The organism is Mesotoga prima MesG1.Ag.4.2 (genome assembly GCF_000147715.2).
Taxonomy (GTDB): Bacteria; Thermotogota; Thermotogae; order Petrotogales; family Kosmotogaceae; genus Mesotoga; species Mesotoga prima.
The window spans coordinates 2627172-2649862 of record NC_017934.1 but is presented as its reverse complement, the minus strand read 5'-3'; the positions used below and the strand labels follow the sequence as shown (position 1 = coordinate 2649862).

Sequence of the window (22691 nt, the reverse complement as noted above, 5' to 3'; positions counted from 1 at the left end):
AATCTCTTTTTTGCTCCTGACCAACACCCAACCTGCTACCTCCGACCACTTACGGATCCTGAACAGGAGCGCTTCAGGATGACGAAATGAGTTGGTTCTTATCAGATGGCCTTTATTAGCCTTCTTCACGCCATAGATGGAGATGCTTGCCAGAATCACTCGAGTTAATCAAAGCAACAAAGGACTGTCATTCCGTGATGGGCTTCCCATTACAGTCTTTTTTTCAGAAAAGTTTCGAAACCGTATTGTTCTCGAATGATTATTGTTGGATAATTCGATCATTACTCCAATTTCCATCTGGAAGATTGAGGTTGTGTAATGAAGAAAAGTGAAGATGGAATGGCGATCTTAGCATATGTTCTCGTCAGTTTCTTTTGGGGATCGACTTATCTGGCCATAAAGATCGGTGTTGAGGGAATGCCGCCGATGTTTTTTGCTGGCGTTAGATTCCTCATAGCTGGTTTGATCATGATCGTCTTCTCGGCTATCAGGGGCTACGCCTTCCCGGCAAGTATGAGAGAGTTTTCGAGGTTGTCGCTCATCGGTCTTTTCATGCTACTCGGTGGAAACGGACTCGTAGTCTTCGCGGAACAGTGGGTAGATTCGGGTGTTGCCTCTCTAATGATGGCTACTATCCCTATCTTTGCAGGCGTGCTGGAGCATTTTTTCATAAGAACGACGCGCCTGACATTGAAGGCTCTTTTGGGACTTCTTCTGGGGTTCTTCGGTGTCTACTTTCTTCTAATTCCGGCCGAACACGGAATTTCTATCGACATCCCAGGAATACTAATACTTCTCTCTGCAAGCTTCCTCTGGTCTACGGGAACTGTACTCTCAAAAACGTTCAAGGGTAAAAGCTCTATTGTCTCGAACATCGGGATACAGATGTTTGCAGGGGGAGTCGGGCTGATGTTCGTTTCAGCAATAACCGGTGAATTCTCCAGAGTGAGTTTCTCTATGAACTCTGTTTTGGCAATAGCTTATCTCATTGTCTTCGGGTCCTTAGTTGCCTACAGCAGCTACATTTATCTTCTTCAGAAGTGGCCTGCAACAAAAGCGGGTACTTATGCCTATATCAATCCCCTTGTCGCCGTCTCGCTCGGAGCAATTTTTCTAGGCGAGAAGATCAATTTTCTCATGATCCTCTCTATGGCGGCGATTCTTCTCGGAGTTCTTATAGTCCAGAAATCAAAGATCAAAGTATCAGAATAGTTGGTATTAAAAAAGGCATGCCGCCAGGGACATGCCTCACAGTATTCTTAACAACTCAGAGAGGATAATGGCATCTTACGAAATGACCGGGTTTTATCTCCCTCAACTCTGGTTCTTCCCTCGCACATCTCTCATCTGCGAACGGGCACCTGTTATGGAATCTGCATCCAGAAGGGGGGTTTATCGAACTGGGTATCTCACCCTTCAGCAGCCGCTTTTCCCTTACGAACTTTGGATCGGGGATTGGATTGGAAGCCATAAGCAGGTCAGTATAGGGATGTGCAGGGTGATTGAAGATCGTGGCCTTGTCTCCCATTTCGACTACTTCCCCCACGTACATGACGGCGACCTTATCGGCTATGTAGTCCACGAGAGAAAGGTTGTGAGTTATGAACATATAGGTAAGGTTTTCCTGGACCTTTATCTCCTTCAGCATCTTGAGAACCATGGCCTGGACCGACACGTCCAGCGCCGAAGTAGGTTCATCCAGGACAATAAACTTCGGCTTGAGAACGATCGCTCTGGCGAAGGCTATTCTCTGCCTCTGCCCGCCGGAAAACTCGTGCGCGTATCTGTACATATGATCGTCAATCAGCCCGACTTCCTTCAAGACAGAAGCTATTCTGTCTCTTATTTCAATTTCCGAGATCTTGAAATGGATCTTCATTCCCTCGCCGATAATGTTCTTTATCAGCTTCCTCGGGTGGAGAGAATTGTAGGGGTCCTGGAAAACGATCTGCATATTCCTTCGAACTTCCAACAGATCTTTGCCCTTGAGTCCCAGGATATTCTTTCCATCGAACTCTATCTCTCCTGAAGTTGGTTCTATAAGCCTAAGAACGGTTCTCGCAAGAGTTGTCTTACCCGAACCAGATTCTCCTACAACGGCGAACGTAGAGCCTTTCGGGACGTCCATATTCACGTTGTCGACAGCTCTGACAAATAACTTCTTCGAGAAGATGGACTTCTTCACTGGAAAGTAGGTCTTAAGATCTCTTATTTTGATCAAGGTCTCAGCCATCTTCTCTCACCTCGTTCTTGCCCTTAAATAAATAGCAGGCAACATAATGATCGGGTTCTATTTCTACGAATGGTGGTCTCTCCGCCTTGCAAATGTCCATTGCATAAGGACACCTTGGATGGAAACGACAGCCGGATGGGGGGTTTACGAGATCGGGAACCGTGCCCTTTATGGCCTTCAGTTCGTCAGTTCTACCTACCCTAGGCACCGCCTGAAGAAGCCCCCCCGTGTATGGATGGAGTGGCTTTTCGAACAGCCTTACCGTCGAAGCGTACTCTACAGAGTTCCCGGCATACATGACAAGGACTTTGTCGCAAAACTCTGCCACAACGCCCATGTCATGGGTGATCAACATCACGGCGTTTCCCATCTTCCTTGCGAGTTCGTCCAGCAATTCAAGGATCTGAGCCTGGATGGTAACGTCGAGAGCCGATGTGGGTTCGTCTGCAATAAGCAGCTTTGGATGGGTTGCCAGTGCCATCCCTATCATGACTCGCTGCGACATTCCGCCGCTTAGCTCGTGGGGATAGCTGTTCATAACTCTTTCCGCGTCAAGACCCACAAGGCGAAGCATTTCCTTAACCTCCGGGTAGGTATTCTTGATCCTGATCTTCTTTGACTTGGCGATTGCCTCCCCTATCTGGTAACCTACTTTCATTACGGGATTTAGGGAGGATCTTGGTTCCTGGAAGATCATCGACATTTCTACGCCTCGTATGTTGTTCATTTTCTCTTCAGACAACTCTACAAGGTTCCTACCGTTGAAGATTATCTTCCCCTCTTGGATCTCTCCGGGTTGTTCTATCAAGCGCATTACCGCCAACGAAGTGACCGACTTTCCACAGCCCGTCTCCCCAACGACCCCAAGTCTTTCGCCGGAGTCCATCCAGAGCTCGACACCGTTGAGCGCTTTTACTACTCCCCTGTATGTATAGAAAGATACTTTGAGGTTAGATACATCTAATAGTTTTCCTCTAAGCTCCATATAATTACCTCCTCAACCTTGGATCAAGCATGTCTCTTATTCCGTCACCGAGGAGGTTGAATCCAAGAACGACAAAGGCGATGAATATGCCCGGAAAGGTAGATATCCACCACTGGTCGATCAGGTAGTTTCTGCCGTCGGAAACCATGGCTCCCCATTCGGGCGTGGGAGGCTGGACACCTAACCCGAGGAAGCCAAGACTTGCTGCGGTGAGGATTATCGTGCCCATTCTAAGAGTCAACTGAACAAGAACGGGAGAAATACACATCGGCAAAACGTGAAGGAACATTATTCTAAGATTACCACCGCCGGCCGCACGTATAGCTTCAATGTATGGCTGCGATTTTACTTTTATTGCCTCGGCCCGGGAGAGCCTGGCGTAGGTTGTCCACGTGACAATGGATATGGCAATAATCGTGTTTGTCAGATTCGGACCCAGCATTGCAGCAAAGGCCATTGCCAGGACCAGACTGGGAAAGGCCAGGAACATGTCCGTTATCCTCATGAGCACTTCATCGACAATGCCACCGAAATAACCTGCCGTAACACCAACAATAATTCCTATGGACCCGCTGATGACCGATACCAGGAAGATTATCCAGAGCGCGATCCTGGATCCCATGATAACCCTGCTGAATATGTCCCTCCCGAACTGGTCCGTTCCGAAGAGATGCTGCCAGCTCGGAGCCTGCAATTTTATCTGGAGATCCTGATGAACCGGGTCGTAAGGAGCTATAAGTGGCGCAAAGGCTGCCATAAGAAGGAAAACAAGGATTATAGCCGATCCGATCATCGTGAGGCGGCTCTTTCTCCAGAGAAAGGCTGTATGCTTCAAATCATCCATGAATGGCTTAGATACTTTTACGGTTTTTTCCATCTAGATCACATCCTCATCCTTGGATCGAGAAGAGCGTAAAGAATGTCCACGATAAGATTCGCAATTGAATATATCAAGGCTATATACAATGTACCGCCCATTACAGCCGGATAATCAAGGAAGAGCATTCCGGTGGTTATATATCTACCCAGACCTGGCCAGGAGAAGACCGTTTCCGTAAGAACGGCTCCTTCCAGTAGACTTCCAAATACGAGTCCGATTATCGTAACGGTCGGTATCAAAGAATTACGCAGTGCATGTCGGTAAATAACTACGTTTTTTCTCAAACCCTTCGATTTTGCAGTTCTTATAAAATCCTGCCTCAACACGTCGAGCATACTGGCTCTGGTAATTCTAGCTATGGAGGCCGTCGCATTGTAACCGAGGACGAACGCTGGAAGAAGAATATGCATAAGGGCTTCTTTGAATGTGTCCCACTGCCCTGCAATGATTGAGTCTATAAGATACATGCCCGTCACTCTTGGAGGCGGATAGGTGAAAAAGCCAAGTCTCCCGCTCCCGGGGAGCCAGCCCAGCTTGAAATAAAACACAAGCAACAGAAGAAGCCCAATCCAGAAGACCGGCATCGAGACCCCTAGTATAGAGAAGATTCTAGAAAACTGGTCTATGGCTTTGTTACGGTGAACGGCCGACAAGATCCCCAGAGTTATCCCCAGTATGATCGAGATCGTTATCGCGACAAGAGCCAGTTCCATCGTAGCAGGGAAATAGTTCCTGATATCTTCCATAACCGGATTGGACGTCTTCAAAGAAATGCCGAAATCTCCTCTGACTGCTCCGGTGATAAAATTGCCGAACCTTATTATTAGAGGCTGATCGTAGCCCAGTTTTGCCTTCAATCTATCAACCGCTTCCGGTGGAGCATTTCCTCCAAGAATGGCGCCGACCGGATCGGCAGGTATTACATTTGCTATGAAGAAGACAATACAGGCGACTCCAAAGAGAACTATGATCATTAAGAATAGTCTTCTGAGCAAGAATTGTCCGAAGTTCATAGAATTACCCCCGTATCAATATCTGATTTTTTGGGAAAGAATACGCCCCGCTCAAGAGAACGGGGCGGGGGATACTTTACTTAGATACCTTGGTGAAGTCGAACAGCATTCCGTAACCGAAAGCGGCTTCTTCAAAGTTCTTGACTTCTTTGCGAATTCCCCAGAACTCTACAGTCTGGTAAAGCATTGCAAAGGGTCCATTGTGGAACCAGTATTCAGTCAGATCCTTGTAAATCTGTTCACGCTTGTCAGGATTGGGCTCAACCTGACCCCATTCACAAAGCGTCGCCGCGTAATCGTCGAACCATGCATTTCTCCATGCGAGCTGCTTTGCCCTGTAGCTTGCGTGAGCCATCGCAAGGTTGTCCGGGTCTGGGTAGTCGTTACCCCAGCCGGCAATTATCATCTGATGACCCTGTGCCCTGTACTTTGCATACATCTGAGAAGACTGCATTATCACGATATTTGCCTTTATCCCTGCAAGAGCCAGGTCGGCCTGGATCTTTTCGGCTTCGGCCTTTCTTGTATCCGTGTTGCTGGTCAGCAGTTCAACTTCGAATCCGTCAGGATAACCGGCCTCTGCTAGGAGAGCCTTGGCCTTCTCTATATCCTGATAGAATGGATTCTCTTCAACATATCCGAAGTAGCCCTTGTTTATGAAACCCTGCACGAGGAGAGCGTTGTTTAGCATAATATCTTCAACTATCTCTTCGTAGTTGATTGAGTACCTTACGGCTTCTCTAACCTTTGGATTTGCAAGGGGTCCCCAAGTAGCGTTCATCGCGAGATACTCGTTAGAGTGTCCAGGAACTTTCACTTCAACGATGTCTGGATTTCTCTTGGCCTCTTCGAGTAGCTGAGGTGTGAGATCCCAGGCAACGTCTATGTCTCCTCTTTCAAGTAGAAGCCTCTGGTTCGATGCCTCAGGAATGTCTCTTACCATGATTCTCTTCAGAGGGGGCTGATTGCCGTAGTAATTCGGATTTGCTTCGAGAAGAATGACGTTGTTTCTTTCCCATTGAACGAGAACGTATGGACCGGCGCCGGCAGAGTGGTCTGTAAGCCATGCCCCACCAAGATCTCCATCGACTTCATGTTCAAGCACTACGTCTTTGTTGACGATACCTGTGAACATGTTGGAAAGAATACCAAGAGTGATGTTCTCTGCGTAGGGAGCGTTAAGCGTTATCGAGACGGTGTAATCGTCGATCATCTTAATCTTCTCATCTACATTGTCCTTGTTTATGCCGAAAATATCGACCAGGAACCATGCAGAAACCGACTCGAGAACTATGGGCCTCTTCAGAGAGAAGAGAACATCCTCAGCTGTCAAAGGATCACCGTTGGAGAACTTGACTCCCTTCCTGATATTGAAGGTATAGGTGAGCCCGTCCTCGGAGATTTCCCAGCTCTCAGCAATGTCGGGTACTGGAACGATAACGCCTTCGATTGCCTCCAGCTTGACCAACTGTGCATATAGAGCTGCTACGATCTTGTTCGGGAAGACCTCATAGGCAACGGCCGGATCCATTGTTATGAAGATTCCCGTGTTCGCACCTATAACAAGAGTGTCTTTCGGGGTTGCAGCAAATCCGGTTGCCGCAACGATAAGTACCATTAAGAAAACTAGCATGAAGCTTCGCTTCATTCTTGCACCTCCTTTTCCACTAAAGGTTGATGACAAAATTAGAACAGAATAGGATACTGTCTATCTTTCTCCTGCCTGAACCCGACAGGATCGACATCCTTGAGCAATAAATGAGAATCTAGATCGTGATAAGTAAAAGCGCCAGTCCCCGCAGCAAAATGCACGCTCTGTGAGACTCCGATTCCAGACTCGCTCATGCAGCCTATCATAAGACCAATGCCCGCGCTGTTGCACATCTCCACTATCGCAAGAGCGTCAGAGAGACCCGACTTCATGAGTTTGATATTGACGTAGTCGACGGCGCCTTCCTTTATAAGCCTCATAACATCGTACTTCGTCTTCGCGCTTTCATCTGCGCCAACTGGATACATCGAGCCCTGCCTGATTATCTTCAATCCCTCGAAGTCTTCGGCAGGAACTGGTTGTTCAAATATCCCCACAGGCACATCGTTTCTGTACATTGCATCTATGAATCTCAATGCTTCTTTGGTCGTGTAACCGGTATTGGCATCAATGACATACCTGACTCCTTTGATTTCGTCATTGACTGCCAGCACCCTAGCCACGTCGCTCTTTACATCTTCGCCTACCTTCATCTTGATAACTTTGTGGCCGGCATCAAAGATCTCCTTTGCATCATGAACAGTCTCTTCCAGACTACCGATGCTAACGGTCTTGTCTGTTTCCACAAAGTCCTTCATCCCTCCAAGAATCTGATATACAGGGGTGGAGATCGATCTCGAGAAAGCATGTAGCGTCGCGAACTGAATGGCGGCCTTCAAACTGGGAGCTGTTCTGGAGTACGCATCCAGCTTTGCAAAGACCTTCCTGTAGTCACGGACGTCTAGGTCCTTGATCATCTCGAGGATCTCCTTCTGGAGCTGGAAAATTGCTGCTTCGCTCTCACCGTTGACCCTGAACGATGAAGAGGACTCGCCCAGACCGACTGTTCCGTCTGAAAGAACCAGTTCCACCTCGATATTTACTTTGGAAGTGGAAACATTGTTCGCAATGTGAAAAGGCTTTACGAAGTCCCATTTCTTTTCAGTGAAACGCAGATCCTTGATCTTCATCATTTCCTCCCCTTATAAGAAAGCATAACCCACTTTCAATAGTGAAAAAACATCTATACAATAATACCTTAAATGGTTACTCTCTCCAAAATAGAGTAACCTACTCGGTTTTACGATACTTAGTTATAACATAAATTATGTAACACCTAAACATCATCATATTAAAGCTGTTGCCATTCATTAGATTGAATTGGAGCTAATTTTTCCGTCGTAATCATTTTCTTTGACGCACTGGCTGGTAAGATTAGTTCAGAAAGGCGCGGCATTGGTATTGTTAAGAGCGTCGCGGGAAGTAAGGGTCGCCAACGCGAGGAAGAATAGAATATTGATGCAAGGCTGCCTTTGGCAGGAGGCGAGGCCGACTTCGTCGGGAAGTGATGCCCTTATAGAACATTGGACGCAATGCACTGAGGAGCATCAGTGGACGCAAGGCTGGCGAAGAACATGCCAGGACGCAATGCCCGCTTTGCGGGGAAGATCTTCAAAGCCATTCTGCTAACGTAGTCCAGTCGCACTTCGTGCAGTCAGTATTTGCTTCGCAAAGGCCAGTCACTGCAAGCAGTGGCAAGAATAACCGAAAGACAAAATTGATGCAGAACATCAGGGCCATTGCACTTCGTGCGGTCAGTTCCGCTTCGCGGGAGAAGAGCCGCTGCACGCTGCAAAGAGCCGTCCTTGGTCCTTCGTTGTTTGTTAGAATAAGAGAGGCAGGGGATGCAAGATAAGTCCAGTCCTTCGTTATAGCCTGCGAGGCCCAGTGGGGCAAGAACATCTTGCATCCAGGAGTGTTCAGGAACGATAGTAGAATATCCGGAGCAGGAATGCTTCAGGACCAAAACAGCGGTAAACGAAACACTCAACAAACTGCCAAACAAGCAACGGAGGTGCAGTTATGGAGATAGTTGGAATTGATTGGGGAAGAAAGAAGCATTACTGTTATCTTTTGCACCAGGGTAAGAAGTTAGTTTTAAGGAACAAGGAAGAAGATTTCGCGAAGCTTCTGAAGATAAAGGAGGCGGTCTATGTTATTGAGGATGGCAATAACAGGATCGTCGATTATCTTCTAAGGAACAACAGGCAGGTGTACATACTTCCAAGCAGGAGATCGAGCGAAGCCAGGTCATTCTTCGTGATAGAAGGCAAGAGCGATTTCATTGATTCGAAGGTAATAGCGATGACCTATGAGCATAACCCCGAATGGTGTTTGCAAGTGAAGAGGGAAGGGATAGCTTTTGAGCTGGATGTACTGGTTGAAGAGAACGCTGTGATAAATGTATCTATGATGCAGGATATAGGAAGGCTGGATGCATACCTTGAAAGGTACTGGCCGGAGGTGAAAGAAGTTTTCAGTGGCACTTCCGCCAGAAAACTGGCGTTTATATCCATCTGTCCTACTGCAAAAGACTTTCTCTCAATGTCTGATAAAGAGATACTCCTGAAGCTTAAAGAGATGGGTTTCCTGATAAATAGCAATCTCAAAAGCAAGCTGAAGGAGCTCAGAAAAATCGCGCTTGAAAGATATGTGCCAGCTTCCATAAGGACATTGATAGTCGCTTTCTCAAGGTACGCTATGGAGAAGAAAGTGATGAAGGAAGAGATAGGCAAGCAGATGAAAGAAATCATTGAGAAAAGCGAATTCAGTGTGCTTCTCACCTTACCTGGAGTGGGAGTAATAATCGCCAGCCAGCTCATAGTTGCCTACCTAACACACAAGTTCAGTTCCTACAGAGACCTTCAAAGGTACGCGGGAACTACTCCGACTTACTATGGAAGCGGTAACAAGAACACCACCAAGATGAGAAGTAACTGCAATCACTATCTCAGAGGGACTCTTCATATAGCCAGTCTTGCTGCAACAAATAGCTCTAAATGGATGAAAAGATTCTACGACAACAAAAAGAGCGAGGGCAAGAGCTCTGCTCATGCCCTCCGTGCATTGGCGAACACCATCCTCAAAATCGCCTTCGCCATGCTTAGGGATTTGACTCCCTACTCAGAAGAGAAATTCTTCAAGAGGAATCCTCTTTCTGATTATACTCCTTCTAAAAAGGAGGGAAAACAGAAGCCTGAATACTCGCTGAAAGTATCTTCAGTAGCTACCTGCCGGTCTACTGCTTGATCCTTTCAGTCTGCCTTTTTTATAACTGTTGACATAGTAGAAGCCCCAAACCATGAACCCGTCCTTCGGAAGAGCAGTTGCAAGTTGACTGTTCCAGTGTGCCAAGAAGGCGAAGAAGGAAACTTCAAGCCATGCTTAATCGAAGATGAGGGAGGGCCCCTCGAAGCCGCCATGCAGGTGGAGGCTTCAAACCACCGTAAGCTGCTGTGGTAAAGAGCCATGGTAGTGAACGTTACGGGAAAAGGCGGGACAGTGATCCCGTCAGGTGAGTACCAGAGGAGACGAATACAAGTGAACCACCGTGAACGTGTCGTAACAACTACTAGTGTCATCTAAACCGGGGGGTGGAACTATCCCGGGATAAGTCTGGAGGAAACCTGCTTACTGTCCAGATGGTGACCGGCATATAGGTGGCGTGACCCTGGTACAGGCTTCGATTAGGAACTTGGGAACCTGGATCTGGATGTTAAGGGAAAAGCCGCAAGTGGAAGACCCACGAGGGTGAAAGTACCGATGCCAGATTTCAGGGGCGGAACAGTCCGTAGTAGTGATGAAGCTCCTGTAATGGGAGTGGAGCGAAGGGACTGTGTTATCCAGTTTTGTAGGTTAGTCAACCAACTCTGTGCAGACAACCGAAAGGGAGGAACTGTGAACAGAGACAAGGAAGGAGCCAACAGACAAGATGAGGTCATATGAAATCCCCAAGAAAGTAGTACTGGTAGCATTCAAGAAAGTGAAAGAGAACAGAGGGGCAGAAGGAATAGACGAGGTAAGCCTGAAAGAGTTCGAAGCCGATCTGGACAACAATCTCTACAAGATTTGGAATCGAATGTCCTCGGGCAGTTACTTTCCACCTCCAGTAAAAGCGATAGAGATAGAAAAGAAGAGTGGAGGCAAGAGAGTACTGGGAATCCCCACAGTGGGGGACAGAGTAGCCCAGATGGTAGCCAAAATCTATCTAAATCCCCTAGTAGATCCACACTTCCATAAGGACTCCTACGGATACAGGGAGGGAAAGTCAGCGATAGATGCCCTTGAAGTAACGAGGCAGAGATGCTGGCGGTATGACTGGGTACTGGAATTCGACATTAAAGGACTGTTCGACAACATAGACCATGAACTACTAATGAGGGCAGTCAAGAAACATGTGAAGATTCCATGGCTAATACTCTACATAGAGAGATTGCTGAAAGCACCCTTTTCAGAAACCTAATGGAAGAGTCGAAGAGAGGAGCAAGGGAACGCCACAGGGAGGAGTAATAAGCCCTGTACTGGCTAACCTCTTCATGCATTACGCCTTCGACAAGTGGATGGAGAGAACTCATCCGGATAAGCCCTTTGCCAGATACGCAGATGATGGAGTGATACACTGTAGAACTCTGGAGGAAGCCCGGCTTCTTCTTGAAAGTCTCAAAGAAAGAATGGAAGAATGCAAACTAAAGCTTCATCCAGAGAAGACCCGTATTGTCTACTGCAAAGACGATAAAAGGAAGGGCGAGTATCCAAATACAAGCTTTGACTTTCTAGGATACACCTTCAGAGTCCGTAGCTGCAAAGCCAGAAACGGGAGGATCTTCTACAGCTTCACCCCTGCAGTGAGTGAACAGGCAAAGAAGGCGATGAGACAGAAGATCCGGAGAATGAGACTTCAAACCAAGTCATACCTGAGTATTGAAGAACTCTCAGAAAGAATCAACCCGGTAATAAGAGGTTGGATAAACTACTATGGACACTTTCGCAGATTTGAGATGTATACAGTACTGAGTCAGCTAAACAAAGCCTTAGTTCAGTGGGTAAGAAACAAGTACAAGAAAAGGAGAGGTCGTACAAAAGCGGGTAAATGGCTAGAAACTCTTGCTCGCAGAGAGCCTCGTCTATTTGTACACTGGACAATGGGGATATTCTATACGGCTGGATAATGGGAGCCGGATGAATCGAGAGATTCAAGTCCGGTTCTGAGAGAGCCTGGGGGTGAAATCCCCCTGGGCTACTCACCAGTTGCGAGCATAAGAACCGGTGTGCGCTTAAGAGAAAAAACCCGCTGGTCGCTGAGCGAAAGAATTCGTCATCTGAACTTGATTCAGAATCTCGATGATGTTCTCTTGTTGAATGTCAGTAACGAGCTTACTTCATTGCCATTAGAACAGGTCTCCTTTCTTTTTCTTGCAACTTGCATCTAGGAACTCACAACCGTTCTTCTCGGAGAACGGAGAACCGTCCAACGGCGAACCGGTTTCACTTTGCTCTTTCCTACCCCTAACCTCCTACCCCCAACCACGGTTCATATTCTTCTGACAATCTTGAACTTGCTCTTGTCTGCCCTATATAGTGAAATTACGTACTCAATGCAGATGTCGCTCTTTGTGTAGGTGAATCGCTTCCTCATTATTGCGCAATCGTCCTGCTCCTGTCTAAGAAAACGCGCCTCTTCCTTCTTGAGTCTGGTAAGCTCCATTTCTTCTTCGGCGTAGGAGATGTTGATTTCAAACTCCTTTCTAAGGATTCCATACAGTGATTCCCTTTCCATGTCTCTCTGGGTTATGTTTAGAAGCCTAATGTCAGCTCCCACGTTCAGATATGCCTCTTCAATTGCGTAGGGTTCGCCCTCGAGAATCCTTACTCTTTTCAATAGCACAACCATTGCATCGGCAGGAATGTCGAAGAGCTCGACGGCATCGGCAGGAACCCTAACGAGTCTGTTTTCGAGAACCACAGAACGAGTTTCGACGCCTCGCTTTCTTGCTTCGTCTGTGAACCCTGTAAGTATGGCCAGTTGTTCTTCTCTCTTGGAGCCCGTTACAAAGGTTCCCTTCCCCTTCAGTCTTTCAATGACCCCCTCTCTTCTGAGCTCATCCATCGCCCTTCTAACTGTAAGTCTGCTTATACTGTATTTTTGACAGAGGTCCTTCTCTGTTGGAAGCTTGTCCCCTTTCTGGTATTTTCCAGAATTCAGGGATTCCTTTAAGTCCATATATAGCTTGTAATATAGCGGAATCGGTGTTTCGGCCATGACGACCCCCTTCACTCTCTGTACTTCAACTCACCGGGATAAAGAAGACAATCATCTACAAAGTCTATGAACTCCATTCCGGATTCATTCCACTCTCTGTAATCAAGGTTATGTGTTCTGATCTTCAGTGCGCTTTCTTTAATACCTATTAGATCGTCCGAACGATCCATGATATCAAATTGTTCATATTTTAGCAAATATTCCATCATCTTCAAAGTTATCACGAAATAGTTGTCTTCAATCCTGGGGAAGAATTCGACTCCACTGCAGTTGGCATTGGCATACTTTCTGTAAAAGGGCATATAATCACGGCTCCTAACTCTAAGACCAGGGAACTCCTCCCTGAGGTATTTGGTCAGGTCGGAGCCGTCTATCCACGGAGCACCTATCACAAGGAAGGGTTTAAAAGTACCCCGGCCTTCAGATACGCTTGTACTTTCAAAGAAGCAGGTCCCTGCATAGCCGAGAAGGGACTCGAATGTTGGCACGTTTGGTGAAGGTACATTCCAGAAAAGAGAAGTGTTGTCGTGCATCTCTCCTCGCCACCCTTCAAGCATGGAAATTTTCAGATCGAGGTCGAGTCTCTTGAGTTTCTTGAAGTACTGAGCCAGTTCGCCAGTGGTTAGACCGTACTGTAAAGGAAGCTCGTAACCACCAACAAAGGTTTGGAGATCGTTTTCGATTCTACTTCCAAAGACTCCTCTGCCCAGAGGGTTTGGCCTGTCAAGGACCATGTATTGAAGACCGTACTCGGCGGCAGCTTCCATCGTATAGGCAAGAGTGTATATGTAGGTATAGAATCTCAATCCCACATCCTGTATGTCGTATACCAGCATGTCCAAGCCGTCAAGATCCTCCTTCACGGGTTTGCGTTTGTCTCCGTATAGACTGACGATGGGTACCCCGTACTTCGGGTGGAGGGTATCACTGACATGCGCTCCGTCTGCAACTCCTCCCAGACCGTGTTCTGGTGTGAAGATCTTCTTTACATTCAGACCGTTTTCGAACAGTATGTCAATTCCCCATTTCAAGTCTGAGTCAACAAAAGAGAAGTTAGTTACCAGTCCTATAGCTTTCTTCTTCAACCCGATGAGACCATTTTTCTGAAGCTGGTCTATCCCGAGTAGAATCATGAGCATCACCCCCTGCAAATATGTTTATTCTCAATGACAATCATGCCATATTGTCATATCATTTTCCGAATCCTTGCGGAGGTTTCGGCGAAGAGCTTAATCAAGTCATTCGGGCAGATAAGAAAAAGAGCCGGCACTTCGCCGGCTCAGTGTTTGTGTAAGAATTTACAGTATAAGAAAGAGATCCACTATTTCTGGCCATAGTGATTCTTAACAAAATCCTGCATCTTGAGGCACTCGTCATGAGAGATAACTTTCGGAGTTCCTATAATCGTTGCCATGATTATTGTCTTTGCAGATTTCTCGAGTACTTCTGCCACTTTGAAGGCGTCGCTCAAATTGCTTCCGACACAGACTGCTCCATGATTGGCTAGCAAAGCGGCGTTGTTGTATCCTAGTGCAGAGACTACGTTAGCCGCAAGTTCTTCTGTTCCGGGTAATGCGTACTCCGCGCATTTCACGCCCTCTCCAATTATCTGTACCAGTTCTTCGGACACGGCAGGTATATCCTTTCTTGCTATAGCGAAAGCCGTTGAGTACTGGGGATGGGTGTGGATAACCGCTCCAACATCCGGTCTGTGACTGTAGATCATCCTGTGCAGCGCGTGTTCTATGCTTGGCTTTCGTTTGTTGTCAATAGTATTGCCCTTCATGTCTGCCATCACAATATCATCGATCTTCAAACTCCCGTAGCTCATCCCACTTGGGGTTATGAGGAAGGTTTCGTCATCCACTCTTACGCTTATGTTTCCCCATGTTCCCACCGTCATGTCCCTGTCTTCCATTCTCTTACAGGCATCCAGCACCAGGCTTGCGAACTCATCTCTATTCATATGTATACGCCTCCAACTTCTCCATGATTGAACGTGTATTTTCATAGATCTCTTTATAAATTCCAAATAGATTCTCATATTTCTTGGCTCTGATTGGGTCGGGAATGACAGTCTCAACATGTCTGATCAGCTTGGCAGCTTCTCTGGGATCTCCAATTTCATTTGTGGCAAGAAGGGCGAGTATCAAGTTGCCTATAGCACCGGTGTCCTGAGTCTCCAGCGTTCTCACTTTCTTTCCGTAGACATCTGATTGTATCTTCCGCCAAATGGGACTCTTGCTGCCCCCTCCCATAACGTTCACGCTGTCGAACTTGACTCCCAACTCTTCAACGACTTTCATACAGTCCTTTATCGAGAATGAGACCCCTTCCATAATTGCCCGGACCATGTGTGCCTTAGAGTGTTTCATGGTCAGTCCAAAAAAGACGCCCCTTGCTTTGTAATCCCACAGAGGGGTTCTTTCACCCATGAGATAAGGTAGAAAAACCAGGCCTTCCGACCCCAGAGAAACACCTTTTGCCAGGGAGGAGTATTCGTCAAAGACTTCGCTGTTTCTCTCTTTGTCGAAGGTATTTCTAAACCAGGTTAAGCTGGAAGCGGCCGTCTGAGTTATCCCCAGAATATCCCAGTAACCTTCAAGTGGATAGCTCCAACACATGATCCTTTTCTTTGGGTCTATTACCGGCTTGGATGTGCAAGCGGCAACGACACCGGCCGTGCCGACTATGCATGAAACCTCTCCTTCACCGAGAAGGCCCGAACCCAATTCAGCAACTGAGTGGTCCGAACCTCCGTTCACCACCGGTGTCCCTTGAATCAGGCCTGTCTCTCTTGCCGCTTTCTCGGTGACATGACCGATTATTCTCGCTGAAGGAATAACCTCCGGAAGAAGATCTCCATCCAGATCAATTAGTTCAAGAGCCTCCCTGCTCCATTGATTCGTTCTTATGTCGAATACAGCCGTTCCCGAGGCATCCGAGGGATCTGTAACCTTGTTCCCTGTGAGCAGAAACTTTATGTAATCCTTTGCAATCAATATCGACTTCGTACGGGAAAAAACACCTGGCCTATGCTTTTTCACCCAGCATATTTGTGGAGCGGCGTAAGTTGTTGTGGGGAAGTTCCAGGTCAGATCGAAGAGCCTTGCGGCCCTGCCATCGCTTTGCCATTCTTCTATTATTTCGCTGCTTCTCTGATCTAGCCAGGTGATTGAAGGGCCTATTGGCTTGTCTTCGGAGTCTAGATAGACATGGGTATGCATCTGGCCGCAAATAGAAATCGCTTTGATTAGATGAGGGAGATTGTTGTCACTATCGGTCAACTTCTTTACACAATCTATGATCCCCTCCCACCATAGCGCCGAATCTTGTTCTGCCTGTCCCGGGCTTTCTGAGATGATGGGGTACTCCGTGTATGCCGATTTCTGAATCTCACCTTCAAGAGAGACCAATGAAAGTTTTACTCCCATGGTTCCCAGATCGATTGAAAGAACTCCTTGCCTCATCGTCTCCTCCACAGGTACATTCTAAAACCGCTATTGAGCAAAACGGATCACTAAAGTGATAACTTCATATCATAGTCTATTACCTAGAGCTTACCAGATAATCTGCATTTGAAGAAATCCGATTAGGAACAAATATCCCATAGTTCAAACGATTAGGAGTGATTTCCGACGAATAATACTATGTAATGTTAGCTTAGACAGTGTCAATAAAAACAGACTTTTGACTGGCAATATAGCTGCGGGAAGGCGATAGATCAAGTTGATCATCCACAATTGTCCCGAAACAATGGATGAGATAATCCGGAAAACGAGAGTATTTATCGCTACAGGGTCTTCATCAGCCGTAAGTTCGAATAACCAGTAATCTTCGGGTATGGATCTGTCAGAGTGAATCGATATAATTGAAATGTTGATCACAAGTAATCATGTGAATTACGATGCTTTGTCTTATGATCTTTGGGCCGGCCTACCGGTCACATAGAAGGAGGGATGCGAATGAACAAGAAGCTTCTGATGCTCCTGTTCTGTGTCTTGTTTACAGTTGCCGTCTTAGCAGCGAACTATGAGATTGCCGTCGTTGTCAAGATCGGCGGAATCCCCTGGTTCAACAGAATGGAAGTCGGTGTAAAAGATGCAGCAGATGAACTCGGCGTGAATGCCTACCAGATAGGGCCTTCCGATGCGGATCCTGCTCAACAGGTGAAGATTGTTGAAGACCTTATTGCCAAGGGAGTAGATGCCATCTGTGTAGTACCTAATGATGCGAAAGCTCTTGAACCTGTATTCGAAAAGGCAAGAGCGAACGGTATCATTATCATCACACACGAGTCACCAGAGCAGAAGGGTGGCGACTGGGACGTAGAAACGATAGACAACGTCAAGTTTGGAGAAGCTAACTTCGAGAAACTTGCTCAACTAATGGGCGGAGAAGGTGAGTTTGCCGTTTTCGTCGGAGGACTCACAGTTCCTCTCCACAACTTCTGGGCGGACGTTGGGCTTGCCTATGTTGCGGAGAAGTATCCAAATATGAAACTGGTAACCGAGAGAATCCCATGTGGTGAGAGTGTTGAGCTTTCCTATCAAAAGACACTCGAGCTGCTAAATGCGTATCCTAATCTGAAAGGTATAGTCGGATTTGGTTCACTGGGACCGATCGGAGCGTCCCAGGCGCTCAACGCGAGAAACATGAAGGGAAAGGTACAGATAGTCGGAACGGTTATCCCAAGCCATGCTGACCCGTATCTCAAGCAAGGACTGATGCAATGGGGTTACCTGTGGGATCCAAGAGACGCTGGATTCGCGCAGGTCTATTTGGCAAAGACATTGCTCGATGCCAAGGCCGCTCTTGCTGAGGCGGGAATCCCCGAAGGCATAGTGCCGGCTGTTGTCGATGGATTCGAGATTCCCGATCTTGGGAAGGCCACGCTGGAAGGAAACATTGTGAAATTCGACGCGCAAGTCGATATAACTGCTGAAAACGCCCTTTCTTACGGGTTCTGATTTCGAGAGGGGGTACGCCCCCTCTCTTTCTGGTGATCTGATTATGGCCGAAAAACTGTTGGAGATGAGAAATATTTCGAAGAGGTTCGGGGGAGTATTGGCCCTCGATTCAGTCGATTTTGAAATAGAAAAGGGGGAAATCCACTGTCTCGTTGGCGAAAACGGGTCTGGAAAGAGTACCCTAATCAAGATAATCTCGGGTATTCACTCACCCGATCCCGGTGGTGAGATCTATGTCGACGGAAGAAGGATAAGCCACCAGAAGTCTTCTAACAGTGTGAGGGAGGGAATCCAGGTTATCTATCAGGATCTTTCGCTCTTTCCAAATCTGACCGTTGCAGAGAACATAGCTATTTCTTCGAGGGTGGAAACCGGAAGTCGTCTGATGAAATGGAAAGAGACCGAAGAAGAGTCAATGAAGACGATGGACAAAATTGGGGTTTCACTAGATCCCAGACGCGAAGTCAGCGAGCTATCTATAGCGGAAAGGCAAGTTGTAGCGATATGCAGGGCTATAAATGCCAAGGCGAGACTTGTAATAATGGACGAACCTACTGCTTCTCTCAGCAAGAAAGAGGTTCAGTCGCTAATTAGGGTCATAAATGAACTGCAGAACAGAGAAATCTCCACGATCTTCGTCAGCCATAAGCTCGATGAAATAATGGAGGTAGCCCAACGAGTTACCGTTCTTCGAGACGGGAAAAAAGTTGGTGCCTTCGATGCTTCCGAATTGACACGACAGAGGCTCTCATTTCTCATGACAGGCAAGGAGTTCGAGTACTCCAAACTGACTCCGTATTCTGGTCACGAAGTTATTCTGGAAGTCAGAAAGCTCTCAAGGAGAAATAATTACAAGGAAATTGATTTGAAGGTCCACAAGGGTGAAATAGTAAGTATCACAGGACTGATGGGTTCAGGCAGAACCGAGTTCGTCCTTTCACTCTTCGGAATGAATCGTCCCGACGATGGAGAGATCTTCGTAGAAGGGAAGAGAGTGAACCCTGGGAGCGCCTTGGACGCTATGAGAGCTGGAATTGCGTATGTGCCTGAGGATCGATTGCAACACGGACTCGTTATGGAACAGCCAGTAAGCAAGAACATTGTGTTAACGGTTCTAAAGAGAATACTGTCGAGAATCAGGCTCTTGAGTAAAGTCAAGGAAAGAACTGAAGTCAGGCGGTGGGTCGACGAACTCTCGATCAAGATTCCTTCGGTCGACTCTCCGGTTAATACGCTTTCCGGCGGCAATCAACAGAGGGTTGTAATTGCAAAGTGGTTGGCAATAAATCCGAAGGTATTGATTCTCGATTCCCCGACAGTGGGAATAGACGTTGCCGCAAAGGACAGTATATACAAGATAATAAGAGAGTTAGCCTCAGAAGGTATTTCGATAATCATGATCACGGATGAAGCCGAAGAAGCGATCTATCATTCAAACACGACTTATATTATGAGCTCGGGAAGGATAATTGGAAAGTACAACTCCAGCGAGCTCACGGAGAAAGAGCTGTATGAGAAGATTAACGGACAGTAATTCAGTATTGAGAAAATTATTCGGCAAGAGTGAGTTCTATCTCTTGCTTGTAATAATAGTCGTCTCACTCTTCTTCACCATTTTGAAGCCAAGTTTTCTTACTTCCACCAATCTCTACGGGATGGTTGAGAGCAACTCCTTTCTTGCGATAATGGCCGCAGGCGTGCTGGTTGTTTTGATTTCAGGAGGAATAGATATATCATTTACGGCAATTGCTACCGTTGCTCAGTATATCATGGCTACTATCGTTATCAATTGGGGCGGGAATATGTTCCTTGCCTTTGCTATAGGAGGGGTTGTCGGAATTGCTCTGGGTTTGGTCAACGCTTTACTGATTTATTTCCTCAAAACTCCGCCAATAATCGTGACGATCGCAACCATGAACTTGTTCTATGGTCTTCTCATATTCATCAGTGGTGGTACATGGATTTACGGCTTTCCACTGTGGTTTATGGAGAGGAATCTCGTTAGATTTGGAGACAGCCCGGGAATTACTATACCGATTCTAGTTCTTGTTCTTTCCTTCATTCTTACTTGGCTGATACTAAAGTACACTGCTCTGGGCAGAAATATCTACGCAGTGGGCGGAAATCAGGAAGCCGCAAGACGTGTGGGAATAAGCGTTCTCAAGACGCAGCTATTTGTCTATTGCTACATGGGCTTTCTGGCAGGCATAGCCTCAACCGTTCAGGCGAACATGATGTTGACTGTCGCCCCCAATGCCTTGATGGGCAGGGAACTGGAAGTTCTGGCGGCTGTTGTTCTTGGAGGGGCCAGCCTTGCCGGAGGTACGGGCAGCATTCTAGGGACTGTTCTTGGCTTTGGTTTGATTGTCATCGTACAAAATGGCCTTACTTTGCTTGGGATTTCCTCTTACTGGCATAAGGTTTTTGTGGGAGCGATCATAGTCATCAGCGTGAGTATAACGGCCTATCAGAGAAAAGTCCGCGAGAGAAAAGGAGCGATAATCAATGTTGAAGACTGACACAGGCAGGGGAAGAGTATCAAAGCACTCCGAGATTCTCTCGCTTGGAGCGATCTTGGTCATCCTGGTACTATTGTTCTCGCTCGCTCTTCCTGGGAAATTTCTAAGGCCCAGCAATCTCCAATCGATGGCCTTCCAGCTTCCCGAGCTCGGAGTCCTTGCTTTCGCGATGATGATAACAATGCTTACGGGTGGGATTAACCTTTCAATAATAAGCTCGGCAAATCTCTCTGGGATAATCATGGCGATGATTTTGACCGGTGATTTAGCATCTGGTCCGGGAGGGGCCGGACTGGGCTGGACGATCTTTCTGGCCGTACTCGCGGGGTTGTCGATTTCACTCCTAGTGGGACTCGTAAATGGAATGATAATCGCATACATCGGCGTATCTCCGATACTCGCGACGCTCGGTACTATGACCTTTCTCGAAGGAATAAGCCTGGTTATAACCAGAGGGTATGTCATTTCAGGCCTACCGAGGGAATTACTTGTGATTGGCAATGGAACCTTCCTGGGAGTACCGGTACCGATGTTCATTCTAGTAGCCGTCGCGGTGGGTGTCGCGATAATTCTAAACAAGACGCGGTTGGGTTTGTCGACCTACATGATCGGATCCAACATCAAAGCTACCGGTTTCTCTGGAATAAATACCAACAAGGTAACCATTCTCGTTTATATGATTTCGGGCCTTCTGGCCGGTATAGCCTCTTTGATAATGATTGCGAGATTCAATTCCGCAAAGGCCGGTTATGGTTCTTCGTATCTTCTGGTTACCGTACTGGTTTCAGTTCTAGGTGGGATCAATCCAAATGGTGGCTTCGGGAAGGTGTCCGGTGTTTTCCTTGGGTTAATTTTGCTGCAGGTTATCTCAAGCGGTTTGAATCTTCTTGGGATAAGTCAGTTTCTCACACTTGCGCTTTGGGGTGCACTCCTCCTAGGTGTAGAAGCTCTAAGATTAACCAGGAGGAGAGTCAGATAAGACAGATATGCTGGAGTTGAGCACATGGCTTTGAAGAAGGAAGACAGAAGACAAAACATACTTAGCGTTCTTTCCGAGAGAGAATCGATCAATACTCAAGAACTTGCGTCTCTAATGGATGTATCTCTCGTCACACTGAGAAGAGACTTGAGAGATCTGCAGAAATCCGGCCTTGTTATCAACGGATACGGAGTCGTAAGAGCGGTGAATCAGGAAACAGATCCAAACAGCTTTTTCTTGAAAAGGCTGAGGTTAGCCAGAGAGGCAAAAGAGAGAATCGCTGAGAAGGCAATCGAGTTTGTAGAAGAGAACGATGTCCTTTTCATAGATGAAAGCACTACATGTTACGTTTTCGCTTTAAAACTCTCCAGGGTTTTCAAGAAGCTGCACATAATCACCAACGGAATCAACATACTGCTCGCGCTTTCAAAGGTTCAGGGGTTTTCTGTCGAATCTAGTGGCGGCAGTCTACAGTACGGATTTGATTCGCTCATCGGCCCCAGGGCGGAGAGTCTTGTCGGTTCAATCTATGCAAACAAGTTCTTCTTTTCATGCGCCTCGCTAAGAAAGAAAATAGGAACATTCGAGTTGAGCCCCTTTTCCGCCAGTATAAAGAGAAAAATGCTGCTCAATTCCAGCACAAAGATTCTTCTTGTTGACAACAGCAAATTCGACGTAATCGCTCCGTTCAAAATGGCCGAAATCGACGAAATAGACAGGGTCATCACTGAAGACAGAGACTTCCTGCCCTCTGAAGTTATATGAGAAGGCTGCTTCGCAGGAAGTGATGCTTTTTGATTGGACGCAAGGCGCCGAAAAACATAGGCGGACGCAATGCCAACTCCGTCGGGAAGTGATGCGCCAAAAAGCATCAGCGGAAGTGATGCTGCTGCGCAGGAAGTGATGCCCGGAGTATCATCCGGGGAAGTGAGGCCGCTTTCAGCGGGAAGCATTCAGGAGCCAGTCAAAAGGCGAGAATCATCGCCGCCAGTGAAGGCTTCGCCTTTGCCAGTACCACTTCGTGGTGCCAGTTTCAGCTTCAAGCTGAGGCCAGTCAATGCAAGCAGTGGCAAGAACAACCGAAAAACACAACTGATGCAGAACATCAGGACCGTCGCACTTCGTGCCAGTTCCGGTTCGCGGGAGAAGAGCCGCTGTGCGCTTAAGAGAAAAAACCCGCTGGTCGCTGAGCGAAAGAATTCGTCATTCTGAACTTGATTCAGAATCTCTCGTTTTTTCACTTCGACCGATAACGAAGAACA

Annotated in this window: 18 protein-coding genes and 1 pseudogene; 9 read left to right on the top strand and 10 right to left on the bottom strand. The window is 47.0% G+C overall.

Annotated features, from left to right (window positions below):
- Positions 1-318: 318 nt before the first annotated feature.
- Positions 319-1212 carry an EamA family transporter gene (locus tag THEBA_RS12145; protein WP_014731790.1) on the top strand — a complete coding sequence of 298 codons (894 nt, stop codon included), beginning with the start codon at positions 319-321 and terminating at the stop codon, positions 1210-1212.
- Between the two features lie 55 nt (positions 1213-1267).
- Here the strand turns inward: THEBA_RS12145 and THEBA_RS12140 are convergent, their stop codons facing one another.
- The 6 genes from THEBA_RS12140 to THEBA_RS12115 all read right to left on the bottom strand — a co-directional run bounded on the left by THEBA_RS12140 (position 1268) and on the right by THEBA_RS12115 (position 7835).
- Positions 1268-2233, bottom strand: coding sequence for an ABC transporter ATP-binding protein (locus THEBA_RS12140; RefSeq protein WP_014731789.1), 966 nt, complete (start codon positions 2231-2233; stop codon positions 1268-1270).
- The gene (locus THEBA_RS12135) at positions 2226-3218 is read right to left on the bottom strand and encodes an ABC transporter ATP-binding protein (RefSeq protein WP_014731788.1); all 993 of its coding nucleotides are present in this window, start codon (positions 3216-3218) and stop codon (positions 2226-2228) included. Before THEBA_RS12135 ends, THEBA_RS12140 begins: the two co-directional genes overlap by 8 nt.
- A gap of 4 nt (positions 3219-3222) precedes the next feature.
- Positions 3223-4095, bottom strand: a complete 873-nt coding sequence (gene nikC / locus THEBA_RS12130; RefSeq protein ID WP_006489886.1) for a nickel transporter permease — start codon at positions 4093-4095, stop codon at positions 3223-3225.
- Between the two features lie 5 nt (positions 4096-4100).
- Positions 4101-5111, bottom strand: a complete 1011-nt coding sequence (locus tag THEBA_RS12125; protein WP_006489888.1) for an ABC transporter permease — start codon at positions 5109-5111, stop codon at positions 4101-4103.
- A 76-nt stretch (positions 5112-5187) separates the two neighbouring features.
- Positions 5188-6759 carry an ABC transporter substrate-binding protein gene (locus THEBA_RS12120; protein ID WP_014731787.1) on the bottom strand — a complete coding sequence of 524 codons (1572 nt, stop codon included), beginning with the start codon at positions 6757-6759 and terminating at the stop codon, positions 5188-5190.
- Between the two features lie 38 nt (positions 6760-6797).
- Positions 6798-7835 (bottom strand): L-Ala-D/L-Glu epimerase, encoded by a 1038-nt coding sequence (locus THEBA_RS12115; protein WP_041928271.1) that lies wholly within the window; start codon positions 7833-7835, stop codon positions 6798-6800.
- Positions 7836-8724: 889 nt separating this feature from the next.
- Between THEBA_RS12115 and THEBA_RS12110 the strand changes: the two genes are divergently transcribed.
- Both THEBA_RS12110 and ltrA read left to right on the top strand, forming a co-directional pair.
- On the top strand, positions 8725-9951 hold the full coding sequence (locus THEBA_RS12110; RefSeq protein WP_014730612.1) for a transposase: 1227 nt from the start codon (positions 8725-8727) through the stop codon (positions 9949-9951).
- A gap of 682 nt (positions 9952-10633) precedes the next feature.
- Positions 10634-11870, top strand: a pseudogene (gene ltrA, locus THEBA_RS14910) (group II intron reverse transcriptase/maturase).
- A gap of 362 nt (positions 11871-12232) precedes the next feature.
- Here the strand turns inward: ltrA and THEBA_RS12095 are convergent.
- From THEBA_RS12095 to xylB, 4 genes are all read right to left on the bottom strand, one after another.
- Positions 12233-12961: a GntR family transcriptional regulator gene (locus THEBA_RS12095; protein WP_014731785.1), complete on the bottom strand. Its 729-nt coding sequence runs from the start codon at positions 12959-12961 to the stop codon at positions 12233-12235.
- An 11-nt stretch (positions 12962-12972) separates the two neighbouring features.
- Positions 12973-14094: an exo-beta-N-acetylmuramidase NamZ family protein gene (locus tag THEBA_RS12090; RefSeq protein WP_014731784.1), complete on the bottom strand. Its 1122-nt coding sequence runs from the start codon at positions 14092-14094 to the stop codon at positions 12973-12975.
- Positions 14095-14282: 188 nt separating this feature from the next.
- Positions 14283-14927, bottom strand: coding sequence for a class II aldolase/adducin family protein (locus THEBA_RS12085; protein ID WP_014731783.1), 645 nt, complete (start codon positions 14925-14927; stop codon positions 14283-14285).
- Positions 14920-16431: a xylulokinase gene (xylB, locus tag THEBA_RS12080; protein WP_014731782.1), complete on the bottom strand. Its 1512-nt coding sequence runs from the start codon at positions 16429-16431 to the stop codon at positions 14920-14922. Before xylB ends, THEBA_RS12085 begins: the two co-directional genes overlap by 8 nt.
- A gap of 489 nt (positions 16432-16920) precedes the next feature.
- Between xylB and THEBA_RS12075 the strand changes: the two genes are divergently transcribed.
- From THEBA_RS12075 to THEBA_RS14465, 6 genes are all read left to right on the top strand, one after another.
- On the top strand, positions 16921-17931 hold the full coding sequence (locus THEBA_RS12075; RefSeq protein ID WP_041928268.1) for an autoinducer 2 ABC transporter substrate-binding protein: 1011 nt from the start codon (positions 16921-16923) through the stop codon (positions 17929-17931).
- 43 nt (positions 17932-17974) lie between these two features.
- The gene (locus tag THEBA_RS12070; protein ID WP_014731780.1) at positions 17975-19465 is read left to right on the top strand and encodes a sugar ABC transporter ATP-binding protein; all 1491 of its coding nucleotides are present in this window, start codon (positions 17975-17977) and stop codon (positions 19463-19465) included.
- Positions 19443-20450, top strand: coding sequence for an ABC transporter permease (locus tag THEBA_RS12065; protein ID WP_014731779.1), 1008 nt, complete (start codon positions 19443-19445; stop codon positions 20448-20450). Before THEBA_RS12070 ends, THEBA_RS12065 begins: the two co-directional genes overlap by 23 nt.
- Positions 20437-21429, top strand: coding sequence for an ABC transporter permease (locus THEBA_RS12060; protein WP_014731778.1), 993 nt, complete (start codon positions 20437-20439; stop codon positions 21427-21429). The genes THEBA_RS12065 and THEBA_RS12060 overlap by 14 nt, the downstream gene beginning before the upstream one ends.
- 24 nt (positions 21430-21453) lie before the next feature.
- Positions 21454-22194, top strand: a complete 741-nt coding sequence (locus THEBA_RS12055) for a DeoR/GlpR family DNA-binding transcription regulator (RefSeq protein ID WP_014731777.1) — start codon at positions 21454-21456, stop codon at positions 22192-22194.
- 69 nt (positions 22195-22263) lie between these two features.
- A complete protein-coding gene (locus THEBA_RS14465) occupies positions 22264-22641 on the top strand; it encodes a hypothetical protein (protein WP_014731776.1) in 378 nt (125 codons plus the stop codon).
- Positions 22642-22691 lie beyond the last annotated feature (50 nt).